Below are 25,268 nucleotides of genomic sequence, written 5' to 3'. Positions count from 1 at the left end.
GCGTCCGCCTCACCGCGTCCGCCGCGGCCGTGCCCCCACGTGCAGCCCCGCCCGCGCCCCGCCCGCGCCTCCCGACTCGGCGCCCCCCATTCACCGCTGCGGGCTCGACGCTCCCTGCTCAACACCCCTCCCCTCCCGCCCTCTTGCCCCGCTGGGCGTCAACCGGTTCACTGGCGAGCCTCCCCCACAGGAGAACACCCGTTCCACTCACACACCGAGGGGTTCTTCTTGACCGCCGTACGCACCACGACCGTGGCGACCGCACTCACCGCCGCGGCCTGCGCTGCCGTTCTCGCCACCGCGATCCCGTCCGCAGCGATCAACTCGTACAACGCGACGCCCGCGCCCGAGCGCACCGAGGTCGGCGCGCTGGTCGCCACCTGGGACAACGACGGCGACCCGAGCACACCCGACCGGGTCGACTGGGTCTGTTCCGGCACCATGATCGACGCGGACACCTTCCTGACCGCGGCCCACTGCACCACCGACTGGCCGGAGAACGTCAAGTTCTACGTCTCCCTCGACCAGGACGTGCAGGCCGGCCTCGACAAGGCCGCCGCCCAGCACCCGGGCGACCCGTCGGCCGTGGCGCGGGCCGTGGCGGTCGGTGGCACGGCGCACAGCCACCCGGCCTACCCCGGTCCGGCGACCGACACCCACGACATCTCCGTGGTCCAGGTCCCGGCCTCGGCGATGAAGGCCCGCTGGTCCTTCACGCCGGCCGCGCTTCCGGCCGCGGGCGCGCTCTCCGCGCTCGGTCCGCAGGGACTGAACGACACCTCCTTCGTCGTCGCCGGCTACGGCACCCAGGAGGCGCGGCGCGGCCCGGGCGGACACACCCACCCGGGCGGTGGCGTCCGGTTGAAGGCGCCCGTCACCTTCAACGCGCTCAACGACGCCTGGATCCGGCTCTCCATGACCGCGCCCCAGGGCAACGGCGGCGCCTGCTACGGCGATTCGGGCGGCCCCAACTTCGCCACGCTGAACGGGAAGCGGACCCTGGTCGCCACCACGATCACCGGTGACACGCCGTGCTACGCCACCAATGTCGTGTACCGGCTCGACACGCCGGGTGCCCGCTCCTTCCTGGCCCCCTTCACGCAACTTCCTTAGCAGCTCCGGCTGTTGTGTCCGGCCGCGCGATCGCCTAGCGTGCGGTGCATGGGCCCTTCGCCGCGCTCGACGGCCAGGACCGCCCTCCGTGCGGTCCTGGCCGTCGGCGTTCTGGCCGGACTGCCGGGTTGCGCGGACGACGCGCGGACGCCGGGGCACGACGCTGCTCCGCGCGCCGTGATAGCGGTGGACATCTGCACCGACCTCGTCGCGTACTGGGCGAAAGAGGCCCTGACAGGGAGCAGATGGGCAGGTCTGGACTGGGAGCAGAAGGGGCTTTCCAACGAGCAGTTGGCGATCCACGACGAGGTGCTCGCCGCCGCGCGCACACGGGAGCGGGCCGACGGCCGGGAGGCCGCGCTCGCTGGGATCGACCGGGAGACCCGAAGACGGTGCGCCGCCGCGAGCGGCGCGACCGGAAGCTCGGAGAACTGGAGACCGCCTCCGGGACCGAGCACTTCCCCGTCCGCTCGTAACACTCCGTAACATTCGCGCAATCAAGAAGCGGAGTGGGGCGCTCAGCGTTTCGTCCGCTGGCGTCAGAGGGCTTGTCCGCTATCCGGACACCCTCGAAGGCCTGCCGACAGGAGCAAGATCTACTCAAGCCCCTGAGCGGAACTGCACGTTCTCACTATGTGAACGCCACAAACCTGACCGGTTTGCCCCGATTTGCCCACCCGATGCGCACCCTCTCTCCCCGTCGCGATAACAAGACAGTCACATCCTGACCTCGCCGCTGCCTACGTCCCCCACCTGCGCTTAGAGTCACCGCCAGTCACCGCGCCGCCGGGCGCGTCCACTGCACGGCCCTGCACCACCCAGTCATCCCAGTACGGCCCGGCATTCACAAACGGCACCTCTAGCTAACGCTTCACGGCACCGCCTCAGCTCGAGGGGGCCGCGCCAGGGAAAGGATTCATCGTGCGACACCGTTCCTTGCTCATCCTCACCACCGTGATCACCACAGGAGCACTCACGCTCACCGCCTGCGGTTCGCGCGACGACAAGGGTGGCAGCGACAACACGAGCGGCGGCACGACCGTCGTCATCGGCGTCGACGCGCCGCTCACGGGTTCGCTCTCCGCGCTGGGCCAGGGCATCAAGAACTCCGTGGACCTGGCGGTCCAGACCGCCAACAAGAACAAAGAGGTCCCGGGCGTCACCTTCAAGATCGAGGCCCTCGACGACCAGGCCGTCCCCGCCACCGGCAAGGCCAACGCCACCAAGCTGGTCGGCATCAAGGACGTCCTCGGTGTCGTCGGCCCGCTGAACTCGGGCGTGTCCCAGTCCATGCAGGCGGACTTCGACAAGGCCAACCTCACCCAGGTCTCCCCGGCCAACACCAACCCCTCCCTCTCCCAGGGCGACAACTGGGGCAAGGGCGAGTTCAAGCGTCCGTTCAAGACGTACTTCCGTACCGCCACCACGGACGTCGTCCAGGGCAAGTTCGCCGCGAACTACCTCTTCAACGACGCCAAGAAGAAGAAGGTCTTCGTCGTCAACGACAAGCAGACCTACGGCGCCGGCCTCGCCGCGATCTTCGCCGCGGAGTTCAAGCGCCTGGGCGGCACCGTCGCCGGCACCGACTCCGTGACCGTGAAGGAGACCGACTTCTCCTCCACCGCCAACAAGATCAAGGCCTCGGGCGCCGACTCCGTCTACTTCGGCGGCCAGTACCCCGAGGGCGGCCTCCTCTCCGACCAGGTCAAGAAGGCCGGCGCGAAGATCCCCACCATGGGTGGCGACGGCATCTACGACCCGCAGTTCATCAAGGCCTCCGGCGAGGCCAACGACGGTGACCTGGCGACCTCGGTCGGCTTCCCGGTCGAGAAGCTCCCGACCGCCAAGAAGTTCATCGCCGACTACAACGCGGCCGGCTACAAGGACCCCTACGCGGCCTACGGCGGCTACTCCTACGACGCCGCCTGGTCGATCATCCAGGCCGTCAAGGCCGTCGTCGCCGCCAACGGTGGCAAGCTGCCCGACGACGCCCGCGCCAAGGTCACCGAGGCCATGTCCAAGGTCAGCTTCGAGGGCGTGACCGGCAAGGTCTCCTTCGACCAGTACGGCGACACCACCAACAAGCAGCTCACCGTCTACCAGGTCAAGAACGGCGCCTGGACCGACGTCAAGTCCGAGACCTTCAAGGACTGACCCACCGCACTGCCCCGCACCCGCACCATCTGAACCAAGCCGCGCGAGGGCGCAAACAGCGCCCTCGCGCGGTGTCATATCCGACACGCTCATCGGAGGCCCTGCGGTGAACGAACTGCCGCAACAGCTGGCCGACGGCCTTGCCCTGGGGGCCCTTTACGGCCTCATCGCCATCGGTTACACGATGGTCTACGGCATCGTCCAGCTCATCAACTTCGCCCATGGCGAGATCTTCATGATCGGGGGCTTCGGCGCCCTCACGGCGTACACGATCCTGCCCGAGGGCACCGCCCTCGTGATCGCGATACCCGTGATGCTGATAGGTGGCGCGGTGGTCTCCGTGGCCGTCGCCACCGCCGCCGAGCGCTTCGCCTACCGGCCCCTGCGCGGCGCCCCCCGCCTCGCCCCCCTGATCACGGCTATCGGCCTGTCGATCGTGCTCCAGCAGCTCGTCTGGGGCTTCTACCCCGACGCCAAGAGCCCGGTCAGCTTCCCCGAGTTCAAGGGTGGCAGCTTCCAGATCTTCGAGAATCTGGCGATCTCCCGCGCCGACGCGTTCGTCCTCGTCGCCGCCCCCGCCTGCATGCTCGCCCTCGGCCTCTTCGTCCAGAAGAGCCGCAGCGGCCGCGCCATGCAGGCCACGGCACAGGACCCCGACACCGCGAAGCTGATGGGCATCAACACCGACCGCATCATCGTGATGGCCTTCGCCATCGGCGCCGCGTTCGCCGCGGTCGCAGCGGTCGCCGAGGGCCTCGACAAGGGCCAGATCCGCTTCGAGATGGGCTTCCTGCTCGGCCTCAAGGCCTTCACGGCCGCCGTCCTCGGAGGCATCGGCAACATCTACGGCGCCATGATCGGCGGCGTCGTCCTCGGTGTCGCGGAGACCCTCTCCATCGCCTACGTCGAACACATCCCCGGGATGGCACAGTTCGGCGGCGGCGCCTGGAAGGACATCTGGGTCTTCTCCCTCCTCATCCTCGTCCTGCTGTTCAGACCACAAGGCCTGCTCGGACAACGCGTCGCGGACAGGGCGTGAGCGCGATGACTGACCTCACCAAGACCCCCGAAGCGTCCGGCACCCCCGCCGCCACGCCCGAGAAGACCGCGGCCCCCCAGGCACCCGGACTCCTCCACTGGATCATCGCCGCCGGCGGCCTCGCCACCATCGCCTCCACCTTCCTCGCCTGGACCTACACCACCGAGTTCCCCGGCGACCTCACCGTCACCGGCTACCCCGGCGGCCTCCAGGTCCTCACCCTCGTCGCCGGCCTCCTCCTGGTGCTCTTCGCCCTCGCCGGCCTCGGCATCAAGGGCCTGCGCTGGCTCGCCCCGGCCGGCTCCACGAAGGCCCTCCAGTTCCTCGCCCTCGGCGCGCTCGGCACCACCTGGTACACCGTGATCGCCATCGCGGTGCAGCTGGGCGGCATCGCCCACTGGGAGCCCGGCGCCTACGTCGCCTTCGTCGCGGTGCTCATCCCGCTCGCCGCGTTCTCGCTCAAGGACGACAGCCGCAAGCCGACGAAGCCCAACGAGCTCCCCTCCTGGGCGGAGATCCTCCTGCTCGTCGTGGTGTTCGCCCTCGGTATGTACGCCGTGACCTACGGCATCTCCACCGAATACCCCGAGCTCTTCATCGGCTACCTGCTCCTGGCGGGCTGCGCCGCCGGAGCGCTCAACAAGTCCGGCCTGATGGGCCGCATCTCGGCCATGGCCTCCAGGAACAAGCAGGTCGCCGCCGTCGCGGCCTTCGCCGCCGCGGCCGTCTTCCCCTTCACCCAGACGACGGACACCTTCACCGTCATCGCGGTGCAGATCCTGATCTTCGCCACGGTCGCCCTCGGCCTGAACGTCGTCGTCGGCCTGGCCGGACTGCTCGACCTCGGTTACGTCGCCTTCCTCGGCGTCGGCGCCTACACCGCCGCCCTCGTCTCCGGATCGACAGCCTCGGCCTTCGACATCCAGCTCCCGTTCTGGGTCGCCATGATCATCGGGGCCATCGCCTCGCTGGTCTTCGGTGTGATCATCGGCGCACCCACCCTGCGCCTGCACGGCGACTACCTCGCCATCGTGACCCTCGGCTTCGGCGAGATCTTCCGCATCACCGTCAACAACATGGACGGCGACAACGGACCGCAGATCACCAACGGCCCCAACGGCATCCCGAACATCCCGTCGCTGAACATCTTCGGCTACGACTTCGGCGAGACCCACACCATCCTCGGCGTGGAACTCGGCTCGTACGCCAACTACTACCTGCTGATGCTCCTCGTGATGGTCCTCGTCGTGCTGGTCTTCAGCCGGGCGCAGGACTCCCGCATCGGCCGGGCCTGGGTCGCCATCCGCGAGGACGAGACCGCGGCCACCGCCATGGGCATCAACGGCTTCCGGGTGAAACTCATCGCCTTCGCCCTCGGCGCCACCCTCGCGGGCGTCGCCGGCACCGTCCAGGCCCACTTCCAGGGCACGGTCCTCCCCGAGATGTACGTGTTCGCCGGCCCCGTCGCCCCGAACTCCGCCTTCCTCCTCGCCGCGGTCATCCTCGGCGGCATGGGCACCATCCGCGGCCCGCTCCTCGGTGCGGCACTGCTCTTCCTCATCCCCGAGAAGCTGGCCTTCCTCAAGGACTACCAGCTCCTCGCGTTCGGCCTCGCGCTCATCCTGCTGATGCGCTTCCGCCCGGAGGGGCTCATCCCCAACCGGCGCGCCCAGCTCGAGTACCACGAGCACGACGACGACGCCGGGAACGCCGACAAGCTCGACGTACCGGACCAGCGGCCCCCCGCCGATCCCATCGCCGGAACCTCGAAGGCGGGTGCGTGAACGCCATGACGACGACCACCACCACGGCCACGGCCACCGCCACGGCCGCCACCGTCCTCGACGCCAGCGGTGTCACCATGCGCTTCGGCGGTCTGACCGCCGTACGCGGAGTCGACCTCACCGTCCGCGAGGGCGAGATCGTCGGCCTCATCGGCCCCAACGGCGCCGGCAAGACGACCTTCTTCAACTGCCTGACCGGTCTGTACGTCCCCACCGAGGGACAGGTCAGCTACAAGGGGACCGTCCTTCCGCCCAAGCCGCACCTGGTCACCAAGGCCGGCATCGCCCGCACCTTCCAGAACATCCGCCTCTTCTCCAACATGACCGTCCTGGAGAACGTCCTCGTCGGACGCCACACCCGGACCAAGGAGGGCCTCTGGTCCGCGCTGCTGCGCGGCCCCGGCTTCAAGAAGGCGGAAGCCGCCTCCCGCGAACGGGCCATGGAACTCCTGGAGTTCGTCGGCCTCGCGAGCAAGGCGGACCATCTCGCCCGCAACCTGCCCTACGGCGAGCAGCGCAAGCTGGAGATCGCCCGCGCACTGGCGAGCGACCCCGGCCTGCTCCTCCTCGACGAGCCGACCGCCGGCATGAACCAGAACGAGACCCGGACCACCGAGGAACTCGTCTTCGCCATCCGTGACAAGGGCATCGCCGTCCTCGTCATCGAGCACGACATGAAGTTCATCTTCAACCTGTGCGACCGGGTCGCCGTGCTCGTCCAGGGCGAGAAACTCGTCGAAGGCACCTCCGAGGTCGTCCAGGGCGACGAGCGGGTCGTGGCGGCGTACCTGGGCACCCCGTTCGAGGGCGCGCCGGGCGCGGAGGAGGTCGCCGAGGTCGAGGCGGCCGAGGCACACGCGGAGGCCGAAGCGGAGGCCGAAGCGGAGACGGCGGACGCGACCGCTCCGGCGGACGAGACCGACGAGACTCCGGCCGACGAAGCCGACGAAGCCGCCGAAGCCGCCGAAGCCGCCGAAGCGGACGAAGCGGACGAAGCCGACGCCGAGGAGGCCCCCGAGGCTGACGAGGCCCCCGAGGCCCCGGCCGCCGACGAGGCCGACGCTCCTGAACCCGCCTCCGAGGAAGCGGACAGCACCACCGAAGGAGACTCCAAGTGACCGCACTGCTCGAGGTCGAGGACCTCAGGGTCGCCTACGGCAAGATCGAGGCCGTCAAAGGCATCTCCTTCTCCGTCGAGGCCGGTCAGGTCGTCTCCCTGATCGGCACCAACGGCGCGGGCAAGACCACCACCCTGCGGACCCTCTCCGGACTGATCAAGCCCGCCAGCGGCAAGATCACCTTCGACGGCCAGGTGCTCAACGGCATCCCGGCCCACAAGGTCGTCGCCCTCGGCATGGCCCACTCCCCCGAGGGCCGGCACATCTTCCCCAAGCTGACGATCGCCGAGAACCTCCAGCTCGGCGCCTTCCTCCGCAAGGACAAGGACGGCATCGAGCGGGACGTCCAGCGCGCCTACGACCTCTTCCCCATCCTGGGCGAACGTCGCAAGCAGGCCGCCGGCACCCTCTCCGGCGGTGAGCAGCAGATGCTGGCCATGGGCAGGGCGCTGATGTCCCAGCCCAAGCTACTGATGCTGGACGAACCGTCCATGGGCCTCTCCCCGATCATGATGCAGAAGATCATGGAGACCATCGCCACACTGAAGTCCGAAGGCATGACGATCCTGCTCATCGAACAGAACGCGCAGGCCGCCCTCTCACTGGCGGACTACGGCTACGTCCTGGAGGTCGGCTCCATCAAGCTCTCCGGCACCGGCCAGGACCTCCTCCACGACGACGAGGTCCGCAAGACCTACCTCGGCGAGGAGTAGGTCCCACCCCCAGCGGAAGGCCCGTCCCACAACGTTGTGGGACGGGCCTTCTTCTGTTGCCCTACGTCGTCACTGCTGGCCCTTGGCCGCCTTCTTCTCCTCGGCGTCCTCGATGACCGCCTCCGCGACCTGCTGCATCGACATACGCCGGTCCATGGAGGTCTTCTGGATCCAGCGGAACGCGGCCGGCTCGGTCAGCCCGTACTGCGTCTGCAGAATGCTCTTCGCCCGGTCCACCAGCTTGCGGGTCTCCAGCCGCTGGGAGAGGTCGGCGACCTCCTTCTCCAGCGCGCGCAGCTCCGCGAACCGGGAGACCGCCATCTCGATCGCCGGCACGACGTCGCTCTTACTGAACGGCTTGACGAGGTACGCCATGGCCCCGGCGTCCCTCGCCCGCTCGACCAGGTCGCGCTGGGAGAACGCGGTCAGCATCAGGACCGGGGCGATGGACTCGCCGGCGATCTTCTCGGCGGCGGAGATCCCGTCCAGTACCGGCATCTTCACATCGAGGATGACGAGGTCGGGCCGGTGCTCACGGGCGAGCTCGACGGCCGTGGCGCCGTCGCCGGCCTCGCCGACGACCGAGTAGCCCTCTTCTTCGAGCATCTCTTTGAGGTCGAGGCGGATGAGGGCCTCGTCCTCGGCGATGACGACACGGGTCGTCAGCGGCGGGACGTGCGACGCGTCGGCATCGTCGGCGGCGGGCTGGGGCGACTCGGGGGCGGTCACGGGGGCTCCTCGTTGCGGGGCAGGTACTGCTACATGAGCCTACCTAGGTCCTGTATGTTTGAGGCACAGCAGGTTGCCACTGACCTTCGTTTCGAAGGGGCCCCGGTAGCCCAGCGGAAGAGGCAGTGGTCTCAAACACCATACAGCGTGGGTTCGAATCCCACCCGGGGCACTTCCCCTTCAATTCCAAGGCATTGAAGGGTTTCGCGATCTTCACTCGTCGCGGTGAACATCTCTTCGACTCTTCGATTCGCGACGAAGCAATCTCACTACTGCGCCAGGGCCTGAGCAACCAGGTAGTGGCCGAGCATCGCAATGTGCCGCGCGGCAGTGCCGGTTGACGGCTCTCGGAGGACCGCCGGAAACGCGGTGTCCGCGACTCCCAGGGGGTCGCTCGGACTACCGTACTGACCCCTCATTCCCCCGGGCTGTCGTCCTCGCCGATGTGGTGGACGCGGACGAGGTTGGTGGAGCCGGCGACGCCGGGCGGGGAGCCGGCCGTGATGACGACGATGTCGCCCTTCCGGCAGCGGCCGATCCGCAGGAGTTCCTCGTCGACCTGGGCGACCATGGCGTCGGTGGAGTCGACGTGCGGGCCGAGGAAGGTCTCGACGCCCCAGGTGAGGTTGAGCTGGGAGCGGGTGGCCGGGTCGGGAGTGAAGGCGAGCAGCGGGATCGGGGAGCGGTAGCGGGAGAGTCGCTTGACGGTGTCGCCGGACTGGGTGAAGGCGACGAGGAACTTGGCGCCGAGGAAGTCGCCCATCTCGGCGGCGGCGCGGGCGACGGCGCCTCCCTGGGTGCGGGGTTTGTTCCGTTCGGTCAGCGGGGGCAGGCCCTTGGCGAGGATGTCCTCCTCGGCGGCTTCGACGATGCGGCTCATCGTCTTGACGGTCTCGATGGGGTATTTGCCGACGCTGGTCTCGCCGGAGAGCATGACGGCGTCGGTGCCGTCGATGACGGCGTTGGCGACGTCGGATGCCTCGGCGCGGGTGGGGCGGGAGTTGTCGATCATCGAGTCGAGCATCTGGGTGGCGACGATGACGGGCTTGGCGTTGCGCTTGGCGAGTTTGACGGCGCGCTTCTGGACGATGGGGACCTGTTCCAGGGGCATTTCGACGCCGAGGTCGCCGCGGGCGACCATGATGCCGTCGAAGGCGGCGACGATGTCGTCGATGTTCTGGACGGCCTGGGGCTTCTCGATCTTGGCGATGACGGGGAGGCGGCGGCCTTCTTCGTCCATGATGCGGTGGACGTCTTCGATGTCGCGGCCGCTGCGGACGAAGGAGAGGGCGATGACGTCGGCGCCGGTGCGCAGGGCCCAGCGCAGGTCGTCGATGTCCTTCGCCGAGAGGGCGGGGACGGAGACGGCGACTCCGGGGAGGTTGAGGCCTTTGTGGTCGGAGACCATGCCGCCTTCGATGACGTGGGTGTGGACGCGGGGGCCGTCGACGGAGGTGACTTCCAGGGTGACGCGGCCGTCGTCGACGAGGATGCGTTCGCCTGTGGTGACGTCGGTGGCGAGTCCTTCGTAGGTCGTTCCGCAGATGTGGCGGTCGCCGTCGACGGGTTCGACGGTGATGGTGAAGTCGTCGCCGCGTTCAAGGAGTACGGGGCCTTCGAGGAAGCGGCCGAGGCGAATCTTCGGGCCTTGAAGGTCGGCGAGGATTCCGATGCTGCGGCCGGTCTCGTCGGAGGCTTTGCGTACGTGCTGGTAGCGCTCCTCGTGTTCGGCGTAGGTGCCGTGGCTGAGGTTGAGGCGGGCTACGTCCATTCCGGCTTCGACCAAGGCCTTGATCTGGTCGTATGTGTCGGTGGCGGGGCCCAGGGTGCAAACGATTTTGGCTCGGCGCATGGTTCGAGCCTAGGGCTTACCGGTGGGTAGAGCAGGGGCCGGGCATGGCTGTTCAACAACCTTTGCGTGAAAGGTTATTGACAAGACTTGAATCTGTGCGGCGGGGTGCTCCGATGAGCATGTTCGGGGTCTTCGCGGTGCTGCCGCCTCGCCGCGGCGCTGACGCGTCAGAGCGTGGGAGGCAGCATCGTGAAGCGGGCCTCGACCTCGGCCGTGACGGTCTGACGCTGGGGTTCCAGGTCCAGTGGCGGGGCCTCGTCGACCGATTCCGCCGCGAACGCCATCCGTGCGCCGCCCATCAGTGCGGGCGGTGGGGCCATGCCCGTGTCGGAGAGTTCGAGGAGTGCGGAGAGGCTGGTGCCGAGGGCCGCCGCGTACGCCCGGGCGCGTTGGACCGCCTCGCCCACCGCCCGGCGGCGGGCCTCCTCGTGTGCCGGGGAGTCGGGGCGCAGGCCCCACCACGGGCCATCGACGCGGGTCAGTTCCAGATCGGCGAGGCGTGTGGTCAGCTCGCCCAGGGCCGTGAAGTCGTTGAGTTCCGCCGTGAGGCGGACGTGGCCCCGGTAGGCGCGCACCCGCTCGCCCCGCCCGTGCCTGCCGGGCTCCGGTGCGATCGAGAAGGCGCTCGTCTCCAGTTTCTCGACGGCCTCGCCGTACGAGGTGACCAGCTCCAGGGCGAGCGCGTTGCGGCGGGTCAGGTCGGCGAGGGTCGCCCGCCGGTCGGAGCCGCGCGCGCTCACCGTCACTCCGACCCGGGCGATCTCCGGGTCCACCTCCAGACGTGCCTCCCCGCGCACCGCCACCTGCGGGGCCTGAGGAGTGGGGCGTTCGGTCGTCGTCACTGCGGGCTCCCTCGGACGGACAGCGGCTGTGCTCCCAAACACTTTCCCACTCCGTAACCCGAAAGCTCTGTTCCCGGGGTGGCGTCTGAGCCAGAATCTACGCGCGTTGTGCGCCATCGAACCAAGGAGAACACATGCCGCTGAACCGCCGGACGTTCCTGGAGAGCTCCGTCGCCGTCGGGGCCGGGGCCGCCCTCACCACGGGGGTCGCCGCCCCCGCGCAGGCCCAGGGGCGTCCCCCCAAGCCGGCCAAGCGGTACTCCTTCACCGTCATGGGCACCACTGACCTGCACGGCAATGTCTTCAACTGGGACTACTTCACCGACAAGGAGTTCGACGACAAGGCCCACAACGACGTCGGTCTCGCGAAGATCTCCACCCTCGTCCACCAGGTGCGTGCGGCGAAGGGGAAGGGCAACACCCTTCTTATCGACGCCGGCGACACCATCCAGGGCACCCAGCTCTCGTACTACTACGCCAAGGTCGACCCGATCACGCAGACCGGCGGCCCGGTCCACCCCATGGCGCAGGCGATGAACGCCATCGGCTACGACGCCGCGGCGCTCGGCAACCACGAGTTCAACTACGGCATCCCGGTGCTGCGGAAGTTCGAGGAGCAGTGCGACTTCCCGCTGCTCGGTGCCAACGCGCTCGACGCGAAGACGCTGCGCCCGGCGTTCGCGCCGTACAGCATGCACCGGCTGCGTACCCCGCACGGCCGGGACGTGAAGGTCGCGATACTCGGCCTGACCAACCCCGGTATCGCGATCTGGGACAAGGCGAACGTCTCCGGCAGGATGGTCTTCCCCGGTCTTGAGGAGCAGGCGGCGAAGTGGGTGCCGAAGCTGCGCTCGATGGGCGCCGACGTGGTCGTCGTCTCGGCGCACTCCGGCTCCAGCGGCACCTCGTCGTACGGTGACCAGCTCCCGTACATCGAGAACGCGGCCGGGCTCGTGGCCGAGCAGGTCCCCGGCATCGACGCGATCCTCGTCGGGCACGCCCACACGGAGATCCCGGAGTACCGGGTCACGAACAAGGAGACGGGCAAGGACGTCGTCCTGTCCGAGCCGCTCAAGTGGGGGCAGCGGCTGACCCTCTTCGATTTCGACCTGGTCTGGAGCAAGGGCCGCTGGACGGTCGAGAAGGTCGCCGCCCAGGTCCTCAACTCCAACACGGTGGCGGAGGACCCGGAGATCACCGGGCTCCTCGCGGACGAGCACAAGAAGGTCGTCGCGTACGTCAACCAGGTGATCGGCACCTCGACCGCCGCCATGGCCACGGCCGACGCGCCGTGGAAGGACGAGCCGATCATCGACCTGATCAACCACGTCCAGGCGGAGACGGTGAAGGCGGCGCTGGCCGGTGGCGAGTACGCCGCGCTGCCCGTCCTCTCCCAGGCGTCCTGCTTCTCCCGTACGGCGGCGATCCCGGCCGGTCAGGTCACCATCAAGGACGCGGCCGGGCTCTACCCCTTCGAGAACACCCTGGAGGCCCGTCTGCTGACCGGTGCCCAGGTGAAGGACTACCTGGAGTTCTCGGCGCGGTACTACGTCCAGACCCCGGCCGGAGCGCCGGTGGACACCGCGAAGCTGACCAACGCGGCGGGGACCCCGGACTACAACTACGACGCCGTGTACGGCCTGACGTACGAGATCGACATCGCGCAGCCGGCCGGGTCGCGGATCGTGAACCTGTCCTTCGACGGCAGGCCGATCGACCCGGCGGCGCGGTTCGTGCTCGCGGTGAACAACTACCGGGCGAGTGGCGGCGGAGCGTTCCCCCACGTGGCGAACGCCAAGCAGCTGTGGGCCGACTCGGACGAGATCCGCAACACCATCATCCGGTGGGTGCAGGCGAAGGGCACGGTCGACCCGGCCGGGTTCGCCTCGGTGGACTGGAAGCTGACCCGGAACGGCGTGCCGGTCTTCTAGGCCACGGGTCAGCTCTGTGTGAGAGGCGTCAGCTCCTGGCCCTGGGCCGGGATGCGTGGCGCCTCTCGCCGTTCCAGGCCGAAGCTGGTGAAGGCGGTGCGGCGCGGCAGCGGGTACGGCTCCTTGCCGGTCAGCGTGTTGAGGATGGTCGCGCTGCGCCAGGCGGCGAGCCCGAGATCGGGGGCGCCGACGCCGTGGGTGTGTTTCTCCGCGTTCTGTACGTAGACCGAGCCGGTGACGGACTCGTCGAGGACGAGCCGGAACGCGTCGTCGATCCGTGCCCGGCCGGCCGAGTCGTGGCGCAGATACGGGTCGAGTCCGGCGAGCATCCGGTCGACCGGGCGCTCGCGGTAGCCGGTGGCGAGGACGACCGCGTCGGTGGTGAGCCGGGAGCGGGTGGCCTGCTGGACGTGTTCGAGGTGCAGCTCCACCTTTGTGGTGGCGACGCGTCCGGCCGTGCGGACGCGGACGCCCGGGGTGAGGACGGCGTCCGGCCAGCCGCCGTGCAGGGTGCGGCGGTAGAGCTCCTCGTGGATGGCGGCGATCGTCTCGGCGTCGATGCCCTTGTGCAACTGCCACTGGCGGGGCACGAGTTCTTCCCGTACCCGTTCGGGCAGGGAGTGGAAGTAGCGGGTGTAGTCGGGGGTGAAGTGTTCCAGGCCGAGCTTGGAGTACTCCATCGGGGCGAACGCCTCCGTGCGGGCCAGCCAGTGGATCTTCTCGGCTCCGGCGGGCCGCGCCCTGAGCAGGTCGAGGAAGACCTCGGCGCCGGACTGGCCGGAGCCGATGACGGTGACGTGTTCGGCCGCGAGGAGCCTCGCACGGTGGTCGAGGTAGTCGGCGGAGTGGATGACGGGGACGCCGGGGGCGTCCGCGAGCGGCTTCAGCGGCTCGGGGACGTACGGCTCGGTGCCGACGCCCAGCACGACGTTGCGGGCGTGGGCACGGCCCAGGGCCTCGGCCTCGCCGTCGGCGTCCAGTTGGGTGAAGTCGACCTCGAAGAGGGCGCGTTCGGGGTTCCAGCGGACGGTGTCGACCTGGTGTCCGAAGTGGAGGCCGGGGAGCCGGCTGCTGACCCAGCGGCAGTAGGCGTCGTACTCGGCGCGCTGGATGTGGAATTTCTCGGCGAAGTAGAAGGGGAAGAGCCGGTCCCGGGAGCGCAGGTAGTTGAGGAACGACCAGGGGCTGGCGGGGTCGGCGAGCGTGACCAGGTCGGCGAGGAAGGGGACCTGGAGGGTGGCGCCCTCGATGAGGAGGCCGGGGTGCCAGTGGAAGGCCGGGTTCTGCTCGTAGAAGGCGGTCGCGAGGCCGCCGGGGACGCCGTGGGCGAGCGCGGCGAGGGAGAGGTTGAACGGGCCGATGCCGATGCCCACCAGATCGTGGGGGTGGTCGTGGTCGCGCTGGGGGGTGCTGCCGGTCATCGGTCGGTGCCGCCTTCCACGAGGGAGATCAGGGTGTCGAGGTCGCCGGAGGTGGCGTGGGGGTTGAGCAGGGTGGCCTTGAGCCAGAGCCGGCCGTCCTCGTGTGCCCGGCCGAGGACCGCGCGGCCCTCGGTCAGGAGGGAGCGGCGGATCGCGGCGACGGTGGCGTCGTCGGCGTCGGTCGGCCGGAACAGGACGGTGGTCAGGGTCGGGCGCTCGTACAGCTCCAGGCCGGGGGCCTTGTCGATCAGGTCGGCGAGCTGCTGGGCGAGGTCGGCGCAGGTGTCGACGAGCGCGCCCAGGCCGGTGCGGCCGAGGGCGCGCAGGGTGACGGCGGTCTTGAGGATGTCGGGGCGGCGGGTGGTGCGCAGGGAGCGGCCGAGGAGGTCGGGCAGGCCGGCGTCGGTGTCGTCGTCGGCGTTGAGGTAGTCGGCGGTGTGGCCGAGGGCGGCCAGGTCGGCGGCGTCCTTGACGGCGAGGAGTCCTGCGGCGACCGGCTGCCAGCCCAGTTTGTGCAGGTCGAGAGTGACGGTGCGGGCCCGGTCGAGGCCGGCCAGGAGGGGGCGGTGGGTGTCGCTGAAGAGGAGTGCGCCGCCGTAGGCCGCGTCGACGTGCAGTTCGGCGCCGTGCGCGGTGCAGAGGTCGGCGATCTCGGGGAGGGGGTCGATGCGGCCGGTGTCGGTGGTGCCGGCGGTGGCGGCGACGAGGAGCGGGCCGTGGAGGTCGGTGAGGGCCTCGTCGAGGGCGACCGGGTCGAGGGTGCCGTTGGGGGTGGGGACGGTGACCGGTTCGGGCAGGCCGAGGAGCCAGGCGGCGCGGTGGAAGGAGTGGTGGGCGTTGGCGCCGACGACGGTCTGGACGGGGTGTCCTGGGCCGTGGCGCTCGCGGGCGAGGAGCAGCGCCAGCTGGTTGGCCTCGGTGCCGCCGGTGGTGACGAGGGCGTCGGGGACCGGGGCGTCGGGGTACGCGGCCGGGTAGACCTCGGCGGCGAGGGCCTGGGTGACGAGGGCTTCGAGGGCGGAGGCCGCGGGGGCCTGGTCCCAGGAGTCCATGGAGGGGTTGAGCGCGGAGGCGGCGAGGTCGGCCGCGGTGGCGAGCGCGAGGGGCGGGGTGTGCAGGTGTGCGGCGCAGAGGGGGTGGGCGGGGTCGGCGGCGCCGGCTGCGAGGGCGTGGACCAGGGTGTGCAGGGCCGCTCGGGCTCCGGTGCCGGTGGCGGGGATCGCCTCCCCCAGGGCTTGGCGTACGCGTGCGGCGACGGCGTCCGGTCCCCCGGCGGGCAGGGGGCCACATCGGGCGGTGGCCCCGTCGTGGAGTGCGGTCAGGACCGTGTCGAGGAGCGGGCGGAGGGCTGCTGGCCCGGATGCGCCTCCGGCGAGGGGCGGGGGGTCGGGCGTGGGCGCGGCACACATGGCACCACCCTGCCGGGGGTTCTGGGGGTTTGTCCGGTGAGTGGAGGCAAGCAACCCGAACGGGGGACGGGGCCCTGGGAAAGGCCCCGTCCGTGAAGTCGGGCGGGGCCGCCCGGCCGACCGCCGGAAGCTGCCCCGCGGATCAGGGGCGGGCGGCCCACCCGCCCGGCCGACCGCCCACCCCCGACCGCCTGACCGCCCGGGCGACCGGCCGCGTGAAGCTGTTAGGCGCCGCGGACCCGCAGGGCCCTGCGCAGGTCGTCGAGTTGGTCGACGAGCTTGCGGTGGAGAGCGGGGATCATGGCGTCGTCGTCCAGGTGGGTTTCGCCGAGGGAGAGGGAGGCCGCGTCGACGGCGTGGGCGGGGAAGGCGTAGCGGCCCGCCGCCTCGGCCATCGCGGGTCCGCGGCGGGCGCCGAGGGCGGCGGCGGCGGGGTAGAAGCGGGATACGTACTCCCGTACCAGATCGGCCTGTTCGGGCTGCCAGAAGCCCTGGGCCGTCGCGGTGAACAGGTAGTTGGACAGGTCGTCCGAGTCGAAGAGCCGGGACCAGGCGGCCGCCTTCGCCTCCGGGTCGGGCAGGGCGGCGCGGCACCGGGCGGCGCCCTCCTGGCCGGTGGCGCTGGGGTCGCGGGCCAGTTCCTCGTCGATCGCCGTCTCGCCGACGGCGCCGAGGACGGCGAGGCGGGCGAGGATGCGCCAGCGGAGCTCGGGGTCGACCTCCGGGCCGCCGGGGACGGTCCCCTCGGTGAGCCAGGCGGCGATCGTGTCGGGCTGGGTGGCGCTGTCGATGAAGGTGCGGACGGCGGTCAGGCGCAGGCCGGGGGCCTCGCCGTCCTCGGTGCGGCGGATGAGGTCGCGGGCCAGTGACGTGATGAGGGCGAGCGCGCCGGGCCGCTCCTCGGCCGTCAGATACCGGTCGGCGATCTGGGTGCGGGCGAAGCCGAGGACGCCCTGCACGATGGCGAGGTCGCTCTCCTCGGGGAGGTGGGTGTGGGCGGTCCCCAGATAGGCGGCGGGTTCCAGTTCGCCGTCGCGGACCATATCGCGCAGGGTGTTCCAGACCAGGGCGCGGGTCAGGGCGTCGGGGATGCCGGAGAGGTCGCGCAGGGCGGTCTCCAGGGAGGTCGCGTCGAGGCGGACCTTGGCGTAGGTCAGGTCGCCGTCGTTGAGGACGACGAGGGCGGGGCGCGGTCCGGGGAGGTCGGTGGGCGCGGTCTGCGGTACGTCGAGCTCCAGGCGTTCGCGGAGCACGAGCCGGCGGGCGTCGATGAGGTCGCGGTCGTACACGCCGGCCGCGATGCGGTGCGGGCGGCCGCCCTGCCGGCGCACGGTGAGGGCGGTGCGGGTCTCGTCGCCGTCCAGCTCGGGGGTGAGGGTGTCGACGCCGGTGGTGCGCAGCCACCGCTCGGCCCAGGCGTGTACGTCGCGGTCGGTCGCGGAGGCGAGGTTGTCGATGAAGTCGGCGAGGGTGGCGTTGCCGAACTTGTGGCGCTCGAAGTGGGCGTTGATGCCGGCGAGGAAGTCCTTCTCGCCCATCCAGGCGACGAGCTGGCGCAGGGCGGAGGCGCCCTTGGCGTAGGAGATGCCGTCGAAGTTGAGCAGCGCGGAGGCGGTGTCGGGGACGGCTTCGGGGTCCGGTGCGACGGGGTGGGTGGAGGGCCGCTGGTCGGCGTCGTAGCCCCAGGCCTTGCGGACGATGCCGAAGTCGATCCAGGTGTCGGGGAAGCGGTCCGCGCAGGCCTCGTTGATGGTCTGGTAGCCCATGTACTCGGCGAAGGACTCGTTCAGCCAGATGTCGTCCCACCAGCGCAGGGTGACGAGGTCGCCGAACCACATGTGGGCCATCTCGTGGGCGATGACCATGGCGCGGGTCTGGCGCTCGGTGACGGTGACGGCGGAGCGGTAGACGAACTCGTCGCGGAAGGTGACGAGGCCGGGGTTCTCCATCGCGCCGGCGTTGAACTCGGGGACGAAGGCCTGGTCGTAGGAGTCGAAGGGGTACGGCTCCTCGAACTTCTCGTGGAAGCGGTCGAAGCAGGCCTTGGTGACGTCGAGGATCTCCTCGGCGTCGGCGTCGAGGTGGGGGGCGAGGGAGCGGCGGCAGTGGATGCCGAAGGGCAGGCCGGCGTGCTCGGTCCGTACGGAGTGCCAGGGGCCGGCGGCGACGCACACGAAGTACGTCGACAGGAGCGGGGTGGGGGCGGAGGTCCAGCGCCCGTCGGGCTGCTGCTCGGTGATGCCGTTGGCGAGGACGGTCCAGCCCTCGGGGGCCGTGACGGACAGCTCGAAGACGGCCTTGAGGTCCGGCTGGTCGAAGGCGGCGAAGACGCGCTGGACGTCCTCCATGAAGAGCTGGGTGTAGACGTACGACTCGCCGTCGGTGGGGTCCGTGAAGCGGTGCATGCCCTCGCCGGTGCGGGAGTACCGCATGGTGGTGCCGACGCTGAGCGTGTGCTCGCCCTCGGTGAGGGTGAGGGGGAGCCGGTTACCGTCGAGGGAGCCGGTGTCGAGGGGCTCGCCGTCGAGGAGGGCGGAGTGGAGGGTTTCGGGCTTGAGCTCGACGAAGGTGTTCCCGGCGGTGCGGGCGGTGAAGCGGATGACGCTGGTGGATTGGAAGGTCTCGTCGCCGGTGGTGAGGTCGAGGTCGACCGCGTAGTGCTGGACGTCGAGGAGCTGGGCACGGGTCTGCGCTTCGTCGCGCGTCAGTACGGACATGGGCCCATGCTGCCTGACGGCGCGGGGGCGCGGCAGGGGGATGCGCGCTCTTACGCGAGCCCGGCGCCGTCGAGGTGGGTGAAGGCCGCTGTGATGCGGGGGCGGTCGTATCCGGCGGGGCCCGTGACGCCGCTGGAGAGGAGGGCGTGGAGGAGGAGGCGGGCCTTGGCCGGGTCCAGGAGGCCGGCGGGGACGAGGCCGCGGTGCAGGACGTCGTACTCGGAGCCCGGTCCGCGGTAGGTGTGGGAGAGGGTGGGGCCCGCGCCGGTGCGGGAGGCGAGGACGACCGGGATGCGGGTGGCGAGCTCTTCCAGGGGCTCGACCAGGCGGGCCGGGACGTGTCCGGCGCCGAAGGCGGCCACGACCAGGCCGTCGAAGCGGTCGTCGACGGCTTCGAGGAGTTCGCCGCGGTCACCGAGGGAGAGGGTCACCAGGGCCACGCGTACCGCCGGGTCGAAGCGCAGCGGGCAGATCGCCGTGGTGGTGGCGGGGCGCAGCAGGATCCTCGGCTCGCCCTCGACGACCGTGCCGATCGGGCCGGCGCCCGGGGAGGCGAAGGTGGCCACGGAGGTGGTGTGGGTCTTGCGGACGAAGCGGGCCGCGTGGATCTCGTCCGCGAGTACCACCAGGACGCCGAGGTTCCGGCAGCGGGGGTCCGCGGCAACGGTGAGCGCGGCCGCGAGGTTGGCCGGGCCGTCCGCGCCGGGCAGGTCGGGGCGGCGCATGGCGCCGGTGACGACGATCGGCTGGTCGGTCGCGCAGAGCAGGTCCAGCAGGAACGCGATCTCCTCCAGGGTGTCGGTGCCCTGGACGACGACGACGCCGGAGCCCGCCGTGACCGTGTCCCGTACCTCCTGGGCGAGTGCGGCCAGGTCCTCGAAGGAGAGGGAGGAGCTGGGGAGCCGGCGGAAGTCGCGCAGCTCCGCGTCGACGGCGGAAAGGCCGAGGCCCGCCACGACCTCGGCGCCGGTCATGCGGGCCGCGTCGCCGCCCCGTGCGGAGATGGTTCCCCCCAGCGTGAAGACCGTGACGCGGCCCATCAGCGTGCTCCGTCCGCGATCGTCTCGTGGTGGCGGATGACCTCCGCGATGATGAAGTTCAGGAGTTTCTCCGCGAACGCCGGATCCAGTTTCGCGCTCTCGGCGAGCTCTCGCAGCCGGGCGATCTGGCGGGCCTCGCGCGCCGGGTCGGCCGGGGGCAGCTGGTGCTTCGCCTTGAGGACGCCGACCTGCTGGGTGCATTTGAAGCGTTCGGCGAGCATGTGCACGACCGCCGCGTCGATGTTGTCGATGCTCTCGCGCAGCCGGGTCAGTTCCGCGGTGACGGACTCGTCGATATCGCTCATGAGCAGCGAGCTTAGACGGATCGGGTGGCGATGGTCGGAGGGTGTTCGGGATCCGGGATCCGGTTGCTCCAGCCGCCCGGCACGGTTCTGCCCTGTTGTTCGCGGAAGCGGATCGGGGCCGTGCCGACCCGGCGGGTGAACAGCCGGGAGAAGTAGGCGGGGTCGTCGTAGCCGACCCGGCGGGCGACCGCCGCGACGGGCAGTTCGGTGGCGGCGAGGAGCTCCTTGGCGCGGCCGAGGCGGATGGAGAGCAGGTAGTCCTTGGGGCTGCAGCCGGCGGCGCGGCGCACGGCGGTGCGCAGCTCGGCCGGGGTCATGCCGTGCCGGGCGGCGTGTTCGGCGACGGACAGCGGCTGGAAGGCGTCGCGGGCCAGGGCGGTCAGGACGGGGTCGCCGTCGGCGTTGGTGTCGGCGCGGGCGCGGCGCAGTGCGACGAGGAGTTCGTGGACGGCGGCGCCGGTCTCGACCTCCAGGAGGGGGTTGCCGCGCCGGGCGGCGCGGGCGATCCGGCCTATGGCGGCCCGGGGGGCGGCGGCGTCGGAGAGGGGGACGACGGGCCGGTCGGGTTCGATGTAGCCGAGTTCGGTGTAGGTGGCGGTGGCGGGGCCGCCGAAGTCGACGAAGGACTCGTCCCAGCCGGTGCCGGGGTCGGCGGAGTAGTGGTGCGGTACGCCGGGGGTCAGCCAGATCAGGGCGGGGGCGGTGATGGTGGTCCGCCGCCCGTCCGGGCCGCGGTACCAGCCGCTGCCGGCGCTGACGACGACGGCGACGTGGTGGTCGAGGGTGCGGGGGCCGACGGTGGGCAGGGTGCCGTGCTGCAGTCCGACGCCGAGGCAGACGAGCCCGAGGCGGTGGTGGACCGGGCTGGGCGTGAAGTAGCGCATCCAGGTGTGGTACATCGGGCTCACGCCTCCCCGCGGGTTTCCTCGCGTCTCCTTACGTCCAAACAGCGACGATCTTTGTCCATGGACCGGTCCGCCGCCAGAGGGCGAGGGTGAGTCCATGAGCACGTTCGCTGTGGGTGACGAGGATTTCCTCCTGGACGGGCGGCCGGTGCGGCTGCTGTCGGGGGCGCTGCACTACTTCCGGGTGCACGAGGACCAGTGGGACCACCGTCTGGAGATGCTCCGTGCGATGGGGCTCAACTGTGTCGAGACGTACGTGCCGTGGAATCTGTACGAGCCGGAGCCGGGGCGCTACGGGGACGTGGCGGCGCTCGGCCGGTTCCTGGACGCGGTGGAGCGGGCCGGGATGTGGGCGATCGTGCGGCCGGGGCCGTACATCTGCGCCGAGTGGGAGAACGGCGGGCTGCCGCACTGGGTGACGGGCCGGCTCGGGCGGCGGGTGCGGACGGACGACGCGGAGTTCCTGGACCTGGTGGGCGGCTGGTTCCGTACGCTCCTGCCGCAGGTCGTGGCGCGGCAGATCGACCGCGGCGGGCCGGTGATCATGGTCCAGGTGGAGAACGAGTACGGCAGTTACGGCTCCGACCAGGGGTATCTGCGCCGGCTCGCGGATCTGCTGCTCGACTGCGGGGTGGGCGTGCCGCTGTTCACCTCGGACGGGCCGGAGGACCACATGCTGACGGGCGGTTCGGTGCCCGGGGTCCTCGCCACGGCGAACTTCGGTTCGGGGGCGCGGGAGGCGTTCGCGGCGCTGCGGCGGCATCAGCCGTCGGGTCCGCTGATGTGCATGGAGTTCTGGTGCGGCTGGTTCGACCACTGGGGCACGGAGCACTCCGTACGGGACGCGGACGACGCGGCGGCGACGCTGCGGGAGATCCTGGAGTGCGGGGCTTCGGTCAACCTGTACATGGCGCACGGGGGGACGAACTTCGCCGGCTGGGCGGGGGCGAACCGGGACGGCGCGCTGCACGAGGGTGAGCTGCGGCCGACGGTGACCTCGTACGACTACGACGCTCCGGTGGACGAGGCGGGGCTGCCGACGGAGAAGTACTGGCGTTTCCGGGAGGTTCTCGCCGCGTTCGCGGACGGTCCGCTGCCCGAGGTGCCGGGGCCGCCGCGGCGGATCGCCGCGCCGGCGGCGGGGGCGTTGGCCGAGTGGGCTCCGCTGGGGGAGGTCCTGGAGGTGCTGGGCGACGAGGAGTCGGACACGCCGGTGCCGCCGACCTTCGAGGAGCTGGGCGTGGACCGGGGGGTGGTCCGCTACCGCCTGGAGATCCCCGGGCCCCGGCAGCCGTACCCGCTGTCGGTCACGGGGCTGCGCGACCGTGCGGTGGTGTGCGTGGACGGGGTGCGGGCGGGGGTGCTGACGACGGAGGACGCGGTACTGCCGGAGCCGGTGGCGGGGCCCGCGGTGGTCGAGCTGTGGGTGGAGTCGCTGGGCCGGGTCAACTACGGGCCGCGGCAGGGCGAGCCCAAGGGGATCACGGGCGGGGTCCGGCACGAGCGGCAGTACGTGCACGGGGTGCGGGCCCGGGGGCTGCGGCTGGACGCCTTCGAGGCGGGGGCCGTGGGGAAGGTGCCCTTCCGTCCGGCGCCGGGCGGGGCGGCCCCCGGTCTCTACCGGGCGGTCGTGGACGTCACGGAGCCGGGTGACGCGGCGCTGTCCCTGCCGGGCGGGTCGCGCGGCTTCGTGTGGGTCAACGGCTTCTGTCTGGGGCGGTACTGGGACGTGGGCCCGCAGGGTTCGCTCTTCGTGCCCGGCCCGGTCCTGCGGGAGGGCGACAACGAGGTCTGGGTCCTGGAGCTGGAGGGCGGGGCGGGGGCGCGGGTGGAGCTCGCGTAGGGCGTGCACGGACGTGGACGGACGTGTACGGGGGTGGGTGGGCCCGCCCCCGTACACGTGTGATCACGTCAGGGGGTCAGAGCGTGGCCGCGGCCGACTTGATGTTGGAGGCGAACGTCGACACCTCGGTGTAGACGCCGGGGTAGCCGGGCCGTGCGCAGCCCTCGCCCCAGCTCACGATGCCGACCTGGATCCAGGCGCCGGCGTTGTCGCGGCGGAACATCGGGCCGCCCGAGTCGCCCTGGCAGGTGTCGACCCCGCCCTCGTTGTAGCCGGCGCAGATCTCCTCGCTGGGGACGAGGCTGGAGCCGTACGCGGCCTTGCAGCTGGCGTCGGAGACGAACGGTACGGTCGCCTTGCGCAGGTACCGCTGCTGCGCGCCGCCCTCGCGGGTGGCTCCCCAGCCGGCGACGGTGAACGTTCCGCTGTTGTACGCGGTGGTGTCGGCGATCTTGAGGGTGGGCAGCGAGGTGATCGGGGAGGCGAGCTTGATCAGGGCCCAGTCCTTGCCCGTGCCGTTGTAGCCGGGGGCCTGGAGCACCTTGGTCGACCTGACCTTGATGGCGCTGCTGCTCTGGAGGTCCACGACTCCGGCGGTGGCGGTGATGCTGGTGTTGTTCCCGGAGCCGCTGACGCAGTGGGCGGCGGTGAGGACGATCTGCGGGGTCAGCAGGGAGCCGCCGCAGCCCATGGAGAGCCTGACCATCCAGGGGAACTCGCCCTGTGCGGCCTGCGTGCCGCCGACGACGGGGGTGGGCGCGGCGGAGGCGGTGGAGGGCTGGAGGCTGACCGCGGCGAGGACGACGGCGCCGGCGGCGGCGATTCTCTGCAGGGCGCGGACCAATCGGTTCTTCTTCAAGTCTCTGCCTTTCATGGGGGGTTGAGCCTTGATGGCATGTGCCCGTCAAGGCTTGGTCCGGATTATGGACAAGGCGTCACGGGGGCCACAAGAACGCGTTTTCGGCCAGCGCTTCGCCTGCCACAGCCTGCTCGTACAGTGGGGGGAAGGGGGTGACGACGTGCCGAACGGCGGCGGAGACGGTGAAGTCGTGCACGGCTTCCCCCATCTCGACACGGTCCGCGCCTCGATCACCGCCCTGTACCGCAGACTCTCCGCGGACGGGGTACGGCGGTACGCCACGAGCGTTGCGGCGGCCGACGTGGCCTTCGACGACGAGGACGACCTCCACCTCGGCGCGCAGCGGGTGGCCCGGGCGCTCGTGCACCATCTGCGGCTCCCCGAGGCACGGATGATCGTGAGCTTCCGGGAGATGCGGCACGCGGCGAGCGTCGACCTGGCGGCCGGGCCCGAGTACTTCATCGAGCTCAACGACCGCTTCCGGAGCCACCGCGGGGACGTGGGAGCGGCGCTGGCCCACGAGATCACCCATGTGCTGCTGCACCGGCTGGATCTCGGCTTCCCGGGCACCCGGGAGAACGAGATCCTCACGGACGTGGTGACCACCTATCTCGGGGCGGGGTGGCTGCTGCTCGACGCGTTCCGGGAGGACCCGGTCTCCCGGCAGAAGCTGGGATACCTGACGCCGGAGGAGTTCGGCTACGTCCTGGCGAAGCGGGCCGCGGTGTTCGGGGAGGACCCGTCGCCCTGGTTCACCAGCCCCCGGGCGTACGAGGCATGGGTACGGGGCCGGGAGGAGGCGACGCGGGACGAGCGCCGGCCTCCGCTGGCCGGGGCCGGGTGGGCGGCCCGGCACCGGTACACGAAGGAACGCCGCTACGGCCGGGCGGCGGCGGGGCTGTCGTACACCTTCGAGGGGAGCGGGCCCGCGACCAGGGTCTCCTTCCCCTGCCCGGTGTGCTGGCAGCGGCTGCGGATGCCGGCCGGAGGGCGCCCGGCACGGGTGCGGTGCGCGGTGTGCGGGTCGGTGCTGGAGTGCGACGCGTAACCATTTGCGCCGTACGTGCCCTTCGGGTGAAGGTCGCTGGATGAGCACGCTGTTCGACGCCATCCGCAGCGGGGACGACGACGCCGTCGTCCGCGCCCTCCGGGCCGGGGAATCCCCCGAAGCCGACACCGAGGGGGAGACCGCGCTGTACCGGGCCGCCCTCGCGAACGAGGCCGGGATCGTCCGCCTCCTGCTGGCCGCCGGGGCCGATCCCGCCCGGGGCAGCGGCGAGGGGGCGGGGGACCTTCCGCTGTGCGGGGCGGCCTGCGGCGGGCACACCGAGGTGGTCCGGGCGCTCCTCGCCGCGGGGGCGCGGGCCGACCAGGAAGAGGCGTACGGCTTCACCGCGCTCGCCTGGGCGGTGCGGCTCGGGCACGCGGAGACCGTACGGGTCCTCCTGGAGCACGGGGCGGACCCGGGGCGCCCGGGCGCCGACGGCCTGCCGC

The 25,268-nt window shown here is 70.9% G+C and carries 21 protein-coding genes and 1 tRNA gene; 12 read left to right on the top strand and 10 right to left on the bottom strand.

The genetic code is table 11. The annotated features are described in order from the left end of the window. Nucleotides 1–228: 228 nt before the first annotated feature. The 7 genes from J7E93_RS14135 (at nucleotide 229) to J7E93_RS14105 (ending at nucleotide 7,921) form a co-directional block, all read left to right on the top strand. Nucleotides 229–1,113 (top strand): trypsin-like serine protease, encoded by an 885-nt coding sequence (locus J7E93_RS14135; protein WP_215069162.1) that lies wholly within the window; start codon nucleotides 229–231, stop codon nucleotides 1,111–1,113. 48 nt (nucleotides 1,114–1,161) lie between these two features. Then, nucleotides 1,162–1,599: a hypothetical protein gene (locus J7E93_RS14130; RefSeq protein ID WP_215069160.1), complete on the top strand. Its 438-nt coding sequence runs from the start codon at nucleotides 1,162–1,164 to the stop codon at nucleotides 1,597–1,599. A gap of 435 nt (nucleotides 1,600–2,034) precedes the next feature. Beyond that, nucleotides 2,035–3,267: a branched-chain amino acid ABC transporter substrate-binding protein gene (locus tag J7E93_RS14125; protein WP_215069154.1), complete on the top strand. Its 1,233-nt coding sequence runs from the start codon at nucleotides 2,035–2,037 to the stop codon at nucleotides 3,265–3,267. A gap of 106 nt (nucleotides 3,268–3,373) precedes the next feature. Next, nucleotides 3,374–4,306 carry a branched-chain amino acid ABC transporter permease gene (locus J7E93_RS14120; RefSeq protein ID WP_215069152.1) on the top strand — a complete coding sequence of 311 codons (933 nt, stop codon included), beginning with the start codon at nucleotides 3,374–3,376 and terminating at the stop codon, nucleotides 4,304–4,306. Between the two features lie 5 nt (nucleotides 4,307–4,311). Next, nucleotides 4,312–6,090: a branched-chain amino acid ABC transporter permease gene (locus J7E93_RS14115; protein ID WP_215069168.1), complete on the top strand. Its 1,779-nt coding sequence runs from the start codon at nucleotides 4,312–4,314 to the stop codon at nucleotides 6,088–6,090. A 5-nt stretch (nucleotides 6,091–6,095) separates the two neighbouring features. Further along, on the top strand, nucleotides 6,096–7,208 hold the full coding sequence (locus tag J7E93_RS14110) for an ABC transporter ATP-binding protein (RefSeq protein ID WP_215069166.1): 1,113 nt from the start codon (nucleotides 6,096–6,098) through the stop codon (nucleotides 7,206–7,208). Further along, nucleotides 7,205–7,921 (top strand): ABC transporter ATP-binding protein, encoded by a 717-nt coding sequence (locus tag J7E93_RS14105; protein ID WP_215069150.1) that lies wholly within the window; start codon nucleotides 7,205–7,207, stop codon nucleotides 7,919–7,921. The genes J7E93_RS14110 and J7E93_RS14105 overlap by 4 nt, the downstream gene beginning before the upstream one ends. A gap of 69 nt (nucleotides 7,922–7,990) precedes the next feature. Here the strand turns inward: J7E93_RS14105 and J7E93_RS14100 are convergent, their stop codons facing one another. Next, the gene (locus tag J7E93_RS14100; protein ID WP_215069148.1) at nucleotides 7,991–8,650 is read right to left on the bottom strand and encodes an ANTAR domain-containing response regulator; all 660 of its coding nucleotides are present in this window, start codon (nucleotides 8,648–8,650) and stop codon (nucleotides 7,991–7,993) included. Between the two features lie 99 nt (nucleotides 8,651–8,749). Here J7E93_RS14100 and J7E93_RS14095 point away from each other — a divergent pair. Then, a tRNA-Leu gene (locus J7E93_RS14095) sits at nucleotides 8,750–8,822 on the top strand. A gap of 243 nt (nucleotides 8,823–9,065) precedes the next feature. Here the strand turns inward: J7E93_RS14095 and pyk are convergent. Together pyk and J7E93_RS14085 are read right to left on the bottom strand one after the other, a co-directional pair. Continuing rightward, nucleotides 9,066–10,502: a pyruvate kinase gene (gene pyk, locus J7E93_RS14090; protein WP_215069146.1), complete on the bottom strand. Its 1,437-nt coding sequence runs from the start codon at nucleotides 10,500–10,502 to the stop codon at nucleotides 9,066–9,068. A 167-nt stretch (nucleotides 10,503–10,669) separates the two neighbouring features. Further along, nucleotides 10,670–11,344, bottom strand: a complete 675-nt coding sequence (locus J7E93_RS14085; protein ID WP_308368554.1) for an SIMPL domain-containing protein — start codon at nucleotides 11,342–11,344, stop codon at nucleotides 10,670–10,672. 134 nt (nucleotides 11,345–11,478) lie between these two features. On the opposite strand from J7E93_RS14085, the gene J7E93_RS14080 reads away from it, so the two are divergent. Next, complete coding sequence (locus J7E93_RS14080; RefSeq protein ID WP_215069142.1) at nucleotides 11,479–13,275, top strand: bifunctional UDP-sugar hydrolase/5'-nucleotidase; 1,797 nt, start codon at nucleotides 11,479–11,481, stop codon at nucleotides 13,273–13,275. An 8-nt stretch (nucleotides 13,276–13,283) separates the two neighbouring features. Here J7E93_RS14080 and J7E93_RS14075 read toward each other — a convergent pair whose 3' ends face one another. The 6 genes from J7E93_RS14075 to J7E93_RS14050 all read right to left on the bottom strand — a co-directional run bounded on the left by J7E93_RS14075 (nucleotide 13,284) and on the right by J7E93_RS14050 (nucleotide 21,066). Further along, nucleotides 13,284–14,696, bottom strand: coding sequence for a lysine N(6)-hydroxylase/L-ornithine N(5)-oxygenase family protein (locus tag J7E93_RS14075; RefSeq protein WP_215069140.1), 1,413 nt, complete (start codon nucleotides 14,694–14,696; stop codon nucleotides 13,284–13,286). Then, the gene (locus J7E93_RS14070; protein WP_215069133.1) at nucleotides 14,693–16,105 is read right to left on the bottom strand and encodes an aminotransferase class V-fold PLP-dependent enzyme; all 1,413 of its coding nucleotides are present in this window, start codon (nucleotides 16,103–16,105) and stop codon (nucleotides 14,693–14,695) included. The genes J7E93_RS14075 and J7E93_RS14070 overlap by 4 nt, the downstream gene beginning before the upstream one ends. A gap of 224 nt (nucleotides 16,106–16,329) precedes the next feature. After that, nucleotides 16,330–18,822 carry an aminopeptidase N gene (gene pepN / locus J7E93_RS14065; RefSeq protein ID WP_215069131.1) on the bottom strand — a complete coding sequence of 831 codons (2,493 nt, stop codon included), beginning with the start codon at nucleotides 18,820–18,822 and terminating at the stop codon, nucleotides 16,330–16,332. A gap of 50 nt (nucleotides 18,823–18,872) precedes the next feature. Continuing rightward, nucleotides 18,873–19,862, bottom strand: coding sequence for an asparaginase (locus J7E93_RS14060; RefSeq protein ID WP_215069130.1), 990 nt, complete (start codon nucleotides 19,860–19,862; stop codon nucleotides 18,873–18,875). After that, nucleotides 19,862–20,167 (bottom strand): chorismate mutase, encoded by a 306-nt coding sequence (locus J7E93_RS14055; RefSeq protein ID WP_215069128.1) that lies wholly within the window; start codon nucleotides 20,165–20,167, stop codon nucleotides 19,862–19,864. Before J7E93_RS14055 ends, J7E93_RS14060 begins: the two co-directional genes overlap by 1 nt. 11 nt (nucleotides 20,168–20,178) lie before the next feature. Then, nucleotides 20,179–21,066, bottom strand: a complete 888-nt coding sequence (locus tag J7E93_RS14050; RefSeq protein ID WP_215069164.1) for an AraC family transcriptional regulator — start codon at nucleotides 21,064–21,066, stop codon at nucleotides 20,179–20,181. Between the two features lie 103 nt (nucleotides 21,067–21,169). Here J7E93_RS14050 and J7E93_RS14045 point away from each other — a divergent pair, with 103 nt between their 5' ends. Further along, nucleotides 21,170–22,915, top strand: a complete 1,746-nt coding sequence (locus J7E93_RS14045) for a beta-galactosidase family protein (protein ID WP_215069126.1) — start codon at nucleotides 21,170–21,172, stop codon at nucleotides 22,913–22,915. A gap of 76 nt (nucleotides 22,916–22,991) precedes the next feature. Here the strand turns inward: J7E93_RS14045 and J7E93_RS14040 are convergent, their stop codons facing one another. Then, a complete protein-coding gene (locus J7E93_RS14040; protein ID WP_215069124.1) occupies nucleotides 22,992–23,789 on the bottom strand; it encodes a trypsin-like serine protease in 798 nt (265 codons plus the stop codon). A gap of 145 nt (nucleotides 23,790–23,934) precedes the next feature. Between J7E93_RS14040 and J7E93_RS14035 the strand changes: the two genes are divergently transcribed. Together J7E93_RS14035 and J7E93_RS14030 are read left to right on the top strand one after the other, a co-directional pair. After that, a complete protein-coding gene (locus J7E93_RS14035; RefSeq protein ID WP_215069123.1) occupies nucleotides 23,935–24,822 on the top strand; it encodes a hypothetical protein in 888 nt (295 codons plus the stop codon). 40 nt (nucleotides 24,823–24,862) lie between these two features. After that, the coding region (locus J7E93_RS14030) for an ankyrin repeat domain-containing protein (RefSeq protein ID WP_215069121.1) at nucleotides 24,863–25,268 on the top strand (406 nt) is incomplete at its 3' end.

The organism is Streptomyces sp. ISL-36 (genome assembly GCF_018614205.1).
In the GTDB taxonomy this organism is placed as follows: domain Bacteria; phylum Actinomycetota; class Actinomycetes; order Streptomycetales; family Streptomycetaceae; genus Streptomyces.
The sequence above is the reverse complement of the archived record's forward strand: the minus strand, read 5'-3'. Positions and strand labels throughout refer to the sequence as shown.